This is a genomic window from Pseudomaricurvus alkylphenolicus, assembly GCF_011683955.1.
GTDB classification, from domain to species: domain Bacteria; phylum Pseudomonadota; class Gammaproteobacteria; order Pseudomonadales; family Cellvibrionaceae; genus Pseudomaricurvus; species Pseudomaricurvus alkylphenolicus.
The window spans coordinates 171,416-182,397 of sequence record NZ_JAAQPI010000011.1; the positions used below are offsets into that span (position 1 = coordinate 171,416).

At 54.3% G+C, this 10,982-nt stretch carries 9 protein-coding genes; 5 read left to right on the plus strand and 4 right to left on the minus strand.

What is annotated here, in order from left to right:
• Positions 1–15: 15 nt before the first annotated feature.
• The 4 genes from HBA55_RS24745 (at position 16) to HBA55_RS24760 (ending at position 1,646) form a co-directional block, all read left to right on the plus strand.
• On the plus strand, positions 16–201 hold the full coding sequence (locus tag HBA55_RS24745) for a hypothetical protein (RefSeq protein WP_166996935.1): 186 nt from the start codon (positions 16–18) through the stop codon (positions 199–201).
• 187 nt (positions 202–388) lie between these two features.
• Entirely contained in the window at positions 389–625 is a 237-nt protein-coding gene (locus tag HBA55_RS24750; RefSeq protein ID WP_166996937.1) for a hypothetical protein, read from the plus strand.
• Positions 626–974: 349 nt separating this feature from the next.
• Positions 975–1,337: a nuclear transport factor 2 family protein gene (locus tag HBA55_RS24755; RefSeq protein WP_166996939.1), complete on the plus strand. Its 363-nt coding sequence runs from the start codon at positions 975–977 to the stop codon at positions 1,335–1,337.
• A 42-nt stretch (positions 1,338–1,379) separates the two neighbouring features.
• On the plus strand, positions 1,380–1,646 hold the full coding sequence (locus HBA55_RS24760; RefSeq protein WP_166996941.1) for a hypothetical protein: 267 nt from the start codon (positions 1,380–1,382) through the stop codon (positions 1,644–1,646).
• 549 nt (positions 1,647–2,195) lie between these two features.
• On the opposite strand, the gene HBA55_RS24765 is transcribed toward HBA55_RS24760, so the two are convergent.
• The 4 genes from HBA55_RS24765 to HBA55_RS24780 all read right to left on the minus strand — a co-directional run bounded on the left by HBA55_RS24765 (position 2,196) and on the right by HBA55_RS24780 (position 8,943).
• Positions 2,196–3,113, minus strand: coding sequence for a response regulator transcription factor (locus HBA55_RS24765; RefSeq protein ID WP_166996943.1), 918 nt, complete (start codon positions 3,111–3,113; stop codon positions 2,196–2,198).
• Positions 3,110–6,550: an ATP-binding protein gene (locus HBA55_RS24770; RefSeq protein ID WP_166996946.1), complete on the minus strand. Its 3,441-nt coding sequence runs from the start codon at positions 6,548–6,550 to the stop codon at positions 3,110–3,112. Before HBA55_RS24770 ends, HBA55_RS24765 begins: the two co-directional genes overlap by 4 nt.
• Positions 6,551–6,935: 385 nt before the next feature.
• Positions 6,936–8,204 carry an inorganic phosphate transporter gene (locus HBA55_RS24775; protein WP_166996948.1) on the minus strand — a complete coding sequence of 423 codons (1,269 nt, stop codon included), beginning with the start codon at positions 8,202–8,204 and terminating at the stop codon, positions 6,936–6,938.
• A 58-nt stretch (positions 8,205–8,262) separates the two neighbouring features.
• Positions 8,263–8,943: a TIGR00153 family protein gene (locus HBA55_RS24780; RefSeq protein WP_166996950.1), complete on the minus strand. Its 681-nt coding sequence runs from the start codon at positions 8,941–8,943 to the stop codon at positions 8,263–8,265.
• Between the two features lie 224 nt (positions 8,944–9,167).
• Between HBA55_RS24780 and tfpB the strand changes: the two genes are divergently transcribed.
• On the plus strand, positions 9,168–10,952 hold the full coding sequence (gene tfpB / locus HBA55_RS24785) for a type IV pilus assembly ATPase TfpB (RefSeq protein ID WP_166996952.1): 1,785 nt from the start codon (positions 9,168–9,170) through the stop codon (positions 10,950–10,952).
• The last annotated feature ends 30 nt before the right edge of the window (positions 10,953–10,982 follow it).

Genomic DNA, 10,982 nt, shown 5'->3' on the forward strand with positions numbered 1-10,982 from the left:
AATAGGAACACAGTAATGTCTATCAAAAAAGCAACAACAACTTTCCTGCTCCTGGCAGTGTCATCCACGGTTCTGGCTCATGGCGGCCATGGTGGTGATGCCGGTATCGGACATGATTTGGAGCATATGCTTTGGAGTCTGGCGGCGGTGGGTGTGGTGGTGGCCGCTGGTGTGGCTATGATGCGGAAGAAAACACGTTAACTAGTCTTCCATTGAAGGATATCGTCAGTCAGTCAAATGCCGCGACCTTTCCTCGCTAGTCGCGTGTAGTAAATGCCAACTAACATGGCGAGTGTGAGCCTGGCCTTTTAAGACCACTTGCTAAATAAGACTGTAGCTGTAGTATTGTCAGTCTGACTTGCGATAATTTGTCGGAAAGGAATCCGCTATGCATCTGTTTATCTTTAGTATTCTCCTGGCCATTCTGGTGGTCTCTTATGCCCGCTTTTATCCCTCTCAAGACCGTTCCAAGCTGGAGTCTGAGCTGTGCCGCATGTGCGGTGGCAATCAGGATGTTGCCAACAGCCTGGTGGCACATGAATATCGCCGCAGGCCTCATACCGGGCGGGTTAGGGCCCTCAGTAATGCCATTAGCCGTTTAAAGCGTGACCAGGGATACGCTTAGTACCTAAGGGCAAATCATATGCATATTTTAATAGGCTTCCTCACATATGTTGAGCGAGGCTGGTCACTTGCCCTCCGAGGTGCGCAATATCCTGGCGCCTTCCAGGTCTTCTTACCGTTCGGATCAAGTGTAGAGCTTGCTTTCGATGATGGAGGCAGTGGCTTCGGCGGAGTGCGAGGTCCTGGATTTGCAGCAGGAGTTGATTCAGACGGTGGGCAAAGAGTTGCAGACTACTGAATCATCAACTCCAAGCTGGTAGCGGAAAATACCTTTATACTACCAGTCGGCTCGTTGTAAATTGACATCTCTCAAACATTGGCGTCCACCAGTAGACGCGAGCAGGCCACATATGAAGGTTAAAGATCTGGAAGAGTATTCCGAAGCATGGAACTCACATGACATCGATAAGATCATGAGTTTTATGACGGACGACTGTATTTTTGAAACAGGTGGCGGAACGGAAAGATACGGAACCCGTTTCGTCGGCCAGGACCTTGTCCGCGAACGATTTATCGAAGTTTGGACTGAAATACCGGATGTTCAGTTCGTCAACGGTTTGCATTTTGTGCAGGATGACCATGGTTGTTCGGAGTGGACTTTTATCGGGACAAGGCAAGATGGCACAAAAATTGAGATCGATGGCTGTGATCTGTTTACTTTTGAGCGGGGAAAGATTAAGTCGAAGCGGTCATATATCAAGAACCGTGTGTAACAGCCGTCAAAGGCTCAGAGTTTCGTAAGGTATTGCAAAATCATGAATCTTCAAGAGCTAGGAGAAAACACAGACTGCGAGTATGACAAAGAGCATCGTTGTGCGGAAAACCAATATCCGAAGTCAGATCGTCTGGTTCACTGCATTTCCAGCCGGGATCAAGCGCAGGACAACTGGCAGCTCCATTGCATCCACTATGCCGATCAGGAAGAGGTTGATATTGGTGAGGCAGAGTATGTGGGAGAGATTACCTATCACAGCATGATATTGGTTAACTTCTGCCCTTTCTGTGGAGAAAAGTTGACATAAGCCCTTTCAGGGCTTGCTGTCTCTCTATTAAGTCGGTTTCTCCGAAGGATTCGCGGCTATTACCTGCTCGGAAAGATCTGAATTGTTTAACACTCAAACTATATGTATTGCCAAACCTGGCCTTTGAATCTGAATTTGCATACGCTAGAAAAGTAAGGCGTAGACAGGCAGCAAAGTGCCATAACCGGAAGTTCGAAACGGCAGGATTTTCTTCCCGCGTAGGTCGGATTAGCTCCGCTTCGCGGAGCGTAATCCGACGGTTCCGCTGGAGCTGTTCGTTGGCTGCGGCCCGGTTTTTAACACCCTTGAATATGCCTGCAACAGGTGATTTGTACACGGCCGCCGCCAATTTAAACCTTCGGCGGATCGGTGGATTACGAAGCGCAAAGCGCTTCTAATCCACCCTACCTCGTGCGGCCGTTGCGGACATTATCGAACGCCCATGGTGCCCTGAACCAGGATTATGAACTTCCGGTTATGGCACTTTGCTGCCAAAGCCTAAACCCAAACAACTCAAAATTCTTTTGAAGATCCATCAAATCTGGTAACTCAAACCGGCTCACTTATCAACCGTATTGCCACGCTGGCTGCAGCGGTGCGGTTTTCAACCCCCACCTTTTGAAAAACTTGTTCCAGATGTTTGTTGACAGTTCTTGGACTTATGCTCAATATTTCCCCAATTTCCTTATTGGTTTTACCGCAGGCGATCCAGTTCAGGACCTCAGCTTCGCGACCGGTCAAGCTAAAGCGTTCCTGCAGACGCTGTTCGTCAGAAATGCAAACACCATCCACCAGCTTCAGCAAAAACTGATCATCGTTACGGGCCTCAACAAACACAACGGATAAAGGGTGTTGCAGCTGGCTCAGTTCCAACTTGTGTTGTGCTTCCGGTTTGTGCTGTAACCATATTCGCAGTGCGGGGGCCAGTGTCTGGCTGCGCCATTCGACATCTGCCTGCGCCAGCTGGAACAGTTCGTAAGCCTGTGGCGTTGCCCAAAGCAATTCACCGCGGCTGTTTACGGTCAATAGTACCTGCCCGGTAGAGTCCAATGCGGTCTGTGCGCTTTGCGTCAGGCGGGCATTGTTCAGATGCACTTTCATTCGAGCCAGGAGTTCATTGGGATTGATCGGTTTGGTCAGGTAATCCACACCGCCCACTTCAAGACCCCGCACAATGTCTGAGGTGTCGGTCAGACCGGTCATAAAGATGACGGGGATATTGGCCAGCTCAGGGTCGGCCTTGAGTTGGCGGCAGGTTTCAAAGCCATCCATTTTCGGCATCACGGCGTCGAGCAGGATCATATCGGGGCGCAGGCGCTTGGCGATGGTCAGCGCTTGCTTGCCTTCGAGTGCTACAAGTACGTCAATGCCGGCTGCCTCCAGGGCATCACTGATCAAACTCAATGCATCGTGGGAGTCATCCACCACCAGCACGATGTCTTGGTTGGTTTGGCTGTCCGAAGTCATGCGGGGTTGCCCTCCAGGAGCAGTTCCATCTGTTCAAACTGCAGGCCCATGGCAAGTTTGTGCAGATGATTAAAAGTACTGTCGTCCAGCAGTTGCCGGGCTCTGATATCGTCGAGCAAATCGAGTACACCCTTGCGGTGCCCGATTTGTACACGGGTCAGGAGTGTTTGCAAGAGCGGGTGCTCCGGCAGGGCCGGCACTATGTCAACTTCCGTCTCTTGGGCTGCAGCGCCACCACAGGGTGCTGAGATCACTTGCGCATCGCCACTTTGGTATTGCCAATCCAGGTGCAAGAGCTTGCCGATTTTCTCCAACAGTACCGGGTTGCGGATGGGTTTTACCATATAGTCGTCGTGTGGTGTACGTTCCAGAGCATTCGGGTGTTGTTCGTTGGCCTCAGCAGAAAGCATCAGTATCGGCGCTTTGATACCTTGCTCCCGGAGTGTTCGTGCCAGCTCGTGGCCGTTCATGCCGGGCATATTGACGTCCAGTATAAACAGGTCCGGGGTGACTTCTTCCAGAGTCTGCAGGCAGTTTTCTGCGCTTTGAGCTTCTATCACATTAAATCCCAGCGGCATCAGAATGTCTGACATCAATCCGCGGTGCAGCGGCTCATCGTCGACGATCATCAGCGTGCGTCTCAATCCAAGGTAACCCGTTGTTACTTTGGGCAGCAATGAAGGTTCCTGACTGTCGTCAACCCAGGACAACATCAATGACACGGAAAAGCAGCTGCCGGCGCCTGGCGTGCTTTTTATATCGAGGTTGCCTCCCATGATTTCAGTCAGCAGCCGCACGATGGTCAAGCCAAGTCCGGTGCCGGGGGTATGGGGAGAGTTGCTGTTTCTGACTCGCTCAAAGGGTGTAAAGATTCGTTCAATATCGTTCTGTGCAATGCCGATACCTGTGTCCACCACAGAGAATTCCGCCACTTGGTTTCGATAGTAGACGTGAAAGTCCACTCGGCCTTTGTCGGTGTATTTGATGGCGTTTGAGAGCAGGTTAATCAGTATTTGGCGCAGTCGTTTTTCATCGGCGATGACGAGTTTTGGCAAACGGTGGTGCAGTTGAAAATTGAACTCGATGCCCTTGTTGCGGGCTTGTTGCTCGAACATTTTGACCAGTTGATCAAGCAGCTCGGGCAGTCGCACGCGATTGCGGTAGATGTCCAGTCGGCCGGCTTCGATTTTGGAGATGTCGAGCAGCCCTTCAATCAGATCGGCAAGGTGTTCACCGCTGTTGCTGATAATACCAAGGGCGCGTTGGTGTTGATCGGGAATATCTTTTTGGTTGGACAGCAGTTGTGCGTAGCCGAGAATGGATTGCAAGGGTGTGCGCAGTTCATGGCTGATGCCGGACAAGTAACGGGTCTTTGCACTGTTGGCGTTTTCGGCTTGTTCTTTGGCTAGCTGCAGTGCCCGGTCGGTTTCCTGGTGAGCTTCAATTTCATCGATAAGCAACTGTGTTTGGCGATTGGATTCCTGTTGCGCCACCACGCGACTTTCATGGGCTAACAGGAATAACCAAGAGATAACTCCGGAGATTATGGAGAGGGAAAAGAACAGCATCCAGATGGTGGTGCTGAGCAGTTGGGTTTCTGCGGCAGATTCGGGTTTGAGGTGAAAGTATATCAGTGCCAGGAAGCCGCCATTAAGCAAGCTCACGCAGGTAAGGGTGGTTGCAAAGCGCACGATGCGTGAATGGACGGCCTTAACGACAAGTGCCGGTGCAATACGGTCCAGCCAGTTGTTTAGCTGGGTTTTGAGGCGGGCATCAGGTTTGCAATTATCCAGGCAACGGGCATCCAGCGAGCAGCAGAGGGAGCAGATGGGGCCCTGATAAGCCGGGCAGTGGCTCATGTCGTCGAGTTCGAACTCGCTCTCGCAAATGCAGCAACGTAGTCCTTTGGTGCTCTGGCCGGAGTGGCTGGGAATATCGACCGCTTCGTAGACCTTGATGTCTCCTCGTGGGCGGGCGAGGTAGAAGCGGCCACGGGTCAGCCAGGCGATCAGGGGGACGCAGATAAAGCAGGCAAGCAGGCTGATAAAGTGGGCCAGTTGACTGGCGCTTTCGCCCAGGTAACCCAGGTAGCAAACAAAACCGAGTATCGAGGCCAGTACCATAGAGCCGACGCCAACCGGGTTGATATCGTAAAGATAGGCGCGCTTGAATTCCACCATGGGTGGGCTTAATCCCAGGGGTTTGTTGATCAGCAGGTCGGCGGAGAGGGAGGCGAGCCAACTGATGGCAACGATGGCAAAGATCCCGAGGATGGCTTCCAGAACCCGGTACACGCCCAGTTCCATCAATACCAATGCAATGGTGACGTTAAAGACCAGCCATACGACGCGGCCGGGGTGGCTGTGGGTAAGGCGCGAGAAGAAGTTGGACCAGGCGATGGAGCCTGCGTAGGCGTTGGTCACGTTGATTTTCATCTGGGAGATGATAACCATCACACCGGCCAGTATCAGTGACAGGGAGGGCATGTTGGCAATGCCACTAAAGATATAGTCAAACGCCATCTGATACATGTACACCGGATCGATGGCTTTCTCGTAGGGCATGGCTTTGGTAAACGCCAGGTAGGCGAGAAAGGAGCCCAGCAGCATTTTGATAAGGCCGACCCAAATCCAGCCGGGCCCCGCCATAATCAGCCAGAACCACCAGCGCTTTTTATTTTTTTCGGTTTTCTGGGGGAAGAATCTCAGGTAGTCCACCTGCTCGCCGATCTGGGCAACCATGGCGAAGAAGATGGAGGCGGAGGCGCCGAACAGGGCGAGATTAAAGCCCTGGACACCGGCGTGCTCGCGGGGGACGAATTGATGCCAGTGGTCGATGCGGTCGAATTCGTAGTAGACGACGGCGATGAGTGCACAGCATTGCAGCAGTAGCCAGAAGGGTTGGCTGCCGACCTGGAAGCGGCTGATGGCGGCGATGCCATGGGTAACGATAGGGACGACGATCAGTGCGCTGATGATGTAGCCGGCCCAGAGTGGGATTTGGAACAGGGCTTTGAGAGCGGAGGCAAAGATGGCGGCTTCGATGGCGAAGAAGATAAAGGTGAATGATGCGTAGATAAGTGAGGTGATGGTGGAGCCGAGATAGCCGAAGCCGCCTCCTCGGGTCAGCAGATCGATGTCGAGGCCGTGTTTGGCGGAGTAGTAGCTGATGGGGAAGCCGGTGATAAAGATGACGGCGGCAACGGCGAGCATGGCCCAGAGGGTGTTGATAAAGCCGTATTGGAGGGTGGCGGCGGCGCTCAGGGCTTCGAGCGCCATAAAGGCGGTGGCACCGAGGGCGGTCATGCCGATGCGGCCCAGGGGCCAGCGTCTGGCTCGGGTGGCGGTAAAGCGCAGGGCGTAGTCTTCGAGGGTTTCGTTGCCGACCCATTTGTTGTATTGGCGGCGGACCCGGAAGATGGATTGTGTGGCGCGCATGGATTGTCCGATATTGGCTCCAGACTGGGTTGCACCAGGCTGGTGCTTGCCTTTTGTGGGGCGCACCAAGTTGGCGCGCCTTAGGTTGCTTGGAGCGCGGTTCTTTGATTGCTGCTTTTGTCTGGTGGGTAGTTGAGCAAGATTCGAGCCTTTATTTTGGTTCGGTGCTTGGTTTTAGGACGAAAGCAGGCTGCGGGTTGAGTGCCTCAATCGGGCGGCCCCCAGCCACCCTTGGTTCTGTAGTACGCGTTGTTGAGAGTTTTGAATAGAGGACACTTAAAGTGGGGTCTTATCTGAATGGCGCTTGGCTCAGGTAGCCGTGCCATATTCGTAGGGCGGAATAGTCGCGAAGCGACGTAATCCGCCTTGACGTAGCAGGCAGTCGTTAACTGAAGATGCCTTTAAATAGATAGAAAAACAAAATGGCCAGCCCGGCACCGGCCGGCAGGGTAATAATCCAGCTGGTAAAGATGGTACCAATCACCCGCAGGTTGAGTGCACCGATACCTCGCGCCAGGCCAACACCCAGTACGGCGCCTACGAGGGTGTGGGTGGTGGAGATGGGCAGGCCGGTACCGGAGGCAAGTACCACGGTGGCGGCAGCGCCCAGCTCGGCGGCAAAGCCCCGGCTGGGGGTAAGTTCGGTGATTTTTTTGCCGATGGTGGCGATCACCTTCCAGCCGTAGGTGGCCAGGCCGATCACAATACCGATACCACCGAGCAGGAGGATCCAGCTGGGCATGGTGGTCTTGGCGGCAACCGCACCGGTGCTGACCACGCCGTAGACGGCGGCGAGAGGGCCGACGGCGTTGGCGACATCGTTGGAGCCGTGGGCGAAGGCCATGGCACAGGCGGTGAAGATCATGAGTACGGCGAAAACCCGCTCCACGCTGGCGAAGCGGTTGTCTTCGTTGCCGACGTCTTTGATTTTACGCAGCATCCATATTCCGATAAACATGACCAGCAGGCCGAAGATGGCGGCGAGACCGGCATTTTCGATAAAGCTGAGTTTGACGCCCATGTCTTTAAAGACGTGTTTGAGGCCTTTCAGCAGAGTGACCATGGCCATAAGGAAGCCCACGGCGAACATGTAGATGGGGATGTAGCGCTTGGCGTTGGCGAAGGGGTTGTCGGTGTTGAGAATGAGTTTCTGGACACTCTTGAACAAAAAGAAGCTGATGGTGCCGGCCAGTACCGGGGAAACGACCCAGCTGGCGACGATTTTACCGACTTTGCCCCAGGCCACGGCGTCGAAGGAGATGCCCACGGCGGCAAAGCCGACAATGGCACCCACAATGGAGTGGGTGGTGGAGACGGGCCAGCCGAGGATACTGGCGACCAACAGCCAGGTGCCGGCGGCCAGCAGGGCGGACATCATGCCGAACACAAGCAGTTCGGGGGTGTCAGCCATGGTGGCCGGGTCAATGATGCCTTTGCGGATGGTGGAGGTTACCTCTCCTCCGGCCAGATAGGCACCCAGGAATTCGAAGATCATGGCGATGAGGATCGCCTGTTTGATGGTCAGTGCGCGGGAGCCGACGGAGGTGCCCATGGCGTTGGCAACGTCGTTGGCGCCCACACCCCAGGCCATAAAGACTCCGAAGAGGCAGGCCAGAATCAGCAGCGTCTGGCCGTGTTCAGCAAGTATAGACATGGTTGGTTTTTCCCCTCTGCGTAGCGGGTATGAGTCAATGAAAAGGAAGGGTTAGGGTTTAGCGGGCCAGCAGCATTTGCAGGCGTGATCCTACTTTTTGGGCCCGGTCGGCAACGTCGCCCACCCACTCGATGACTCGGTAGATGAACATAACGTCGACGGGTGGCAGTTCCTTTTCCACCTTGAAGAGTTCGGCGCGGATGTTGATTTGCAGTTGGTCGGTCTGGTGCTCGAGTCGATCCAGCTCTTCGATGAGCTTTTCCACCAGTTGCAGTTCGCGGCCACTAAAGCCGGTTTCCAGCAATTCGTCCAGTTCGTTGATGGCTTTGAGAGCCTGGGCGGTGGTGGCGAGGGTCGCATCCACAAAGGCCGTCATGTCTGTTTCGATGGCTTTGGGAATGGCCATTTCGCGGCCCAGCATGATGCCGGCGATGTCTTTGGCGCGGTTGGCGATTTTGTCCTGCATGCTCAGCAGTTCCAACAGGTCGGATCGAGGTACCGGCAGGAAGAGGCTCTTGGGCAGATGAAGGCGGATTTCTTTCTTTAATTCGTCTGCGTGGTTTTCGAGTTCACTGATGCGTTGCTGGATCTCGGCCGCTGCAGTCCAGTCGCCTTTATTGGCCGCTTGAAAGAAGCCCGGAAGTTGCTCTGCGGTCTGGTGGGCGACCGCCATATGCTCCTGAATCGGTTTGATAGGTGACTTGCCGAACAGGTTGCCAAAGGGGTTGGAAATGGCCATGTGAGACTCCTCGAAATATTGTCGCGGAGTATAAAGTCAGGTGGCGCAGAACTCACTCAAAAGTTACAGAAATATGTCTGTTTTATTAAGCTTAGATGAATTTTTGGCCAGGTGGATCTTGATGCTCTCCCTATGCCCTCCCGGCGAATCTAGCTACAATCCCAGACAGGTACCTATCCACTGGTTAGGTAAAATGGAATGGCCAAAGAAACACAGGGTGACCCATGAAGGAATCGGGAGCTGCCGCCAATGCCGGCCGCATGGTGGATCTGCGCAATCTGCTGGATGATCTGGTGGAAGATGGACGTATTGGAGCGACTGACGCTAATTTTATCGCCGGTCAGTCCCGATCGCGTGAGCAGACGGCCATGCATCCCCTGAGTTATATCGCCACACAACAACTGGATGACCGCGCTAATCCCGGCACGGTGCTCGATGAACTGGTGTTGTCTCAATGGCTGGCGAATCGGGCCGAGCTCCCTTTAAAGCACATTGACCCTCTTAAGATCAAAGCCGGTGAAGTCACCGAGGTCATGTCTTACGCCTTTGCCAAACGTCATGGCATTCTCTGTATCGATCTCAGCGCCGATGAGATGGTGGTCGCCTGCATGCAACCCTACGTGACGGACTGGGAGCCTCAGTTGGAGCATGTTGCCCGCCGCAAGGTGACGCGGGTATTTGTCATGCCCAGCGATGTGCAGCGCTACATGGTTGAATTCTATACGCTGTCCAAGTCCATCAGTGGCGCTTCCGGCATGGCCGGTGCCTCCAAGGTGACGAATTTTGAGCAGCTGCTGGAGCTGGGTTCGCTCAAGGATCCGGAGGCCAACGACCAGCATATTGTCAATATTGTGGACTGGCTGCTGCAGTACGCGTTTGATCAGCGCGCCAGCGATATTCACATTGAGCCCCGGCGCGAGGTGGGGCGGGTGCGTTTTCGTATCGATGGGGTCTTGCATCAGGTGTATGAGTTGCCCGCCGCGATCACGACGGCGGTAACCAGCCGGCTTAAGATTCTGGGCCGTATGAATGTCGCGGAAAAGCGTAAGCCGCAGGATGGTCGCATCAAGACCAAGCGACCCAATGGCGGTGAGGTCGAGCTGCGTTTATCAACGTTACCCACGGCCTTTGGCGAAAAAATGGTCACCCGGATTTTTGATCCGGATGTGCTGTTGCGCAGTTTCACGGAGCTGGGCCTGACGGGAGATGACTACGAGCGCTGGAAGACGATGATGGATAGGCCCCACGGCATTGTGCTGGTGACGGGCCCCACGGGATCGGGTAAAACCACCACCCTTTATTCATCGCTGAAGCAGCTCGCCACCAGCGAGGTGAATGTCAGTACCATCGAAGATCCCATCGAGATGGTGGAAGAGGCTTTTAACCAGACCCAGGTGCAACACAATATTGATCTGGACTTTGCCGCCGGTGTGCGCACGCTTATGCGACAGGACCCCGACATTATTATGGTGGGTGAGATTCGTGATCTGGAGACGGCGCAAATGGCCGTTCAGGCAGCGTTGACCGGGCATTTGGTGATATCCACGCTGCACACGAATGATTCCGCCACAGGGGTTACCCGCCTGCTGGATTTGGGGGTGCCGTCCTACCTGATTCGCTCCACTGTGTTGGGCATTATGGCCCAACGCCTGGTGCGTACGCTTTGCCCCCACTGTAAAAAGGAAAGCCATGTGGAGCCTGAGGTATGGCAATCTCTGGTGGCGCCCTGGAAGGTGGCTCACCCGAAAAAGGTGTTTGCACCCAACGGTTGCCTGGAGTGCCGCAATACCGGCTATCTGGGTCGTCAGGGTATCTACGAAATTATGGTTCTGACGGAATCCCTGCAACAATTGATCGACGACAATTGCGACCTGATAGAACTGCGTAAACTGGCGATGCGCGAGGGCATGCGCACCCTGCGGTTGTCCGGGGCTCAAAAAGTGGCTCAGGGAGTGACCACCATAGAGGAAGTACTGCGTGTAGCCCCACCGGTGGATACTTCCGGCTAGCTACGCTACAGGCAACAACGCTTTAGGGAA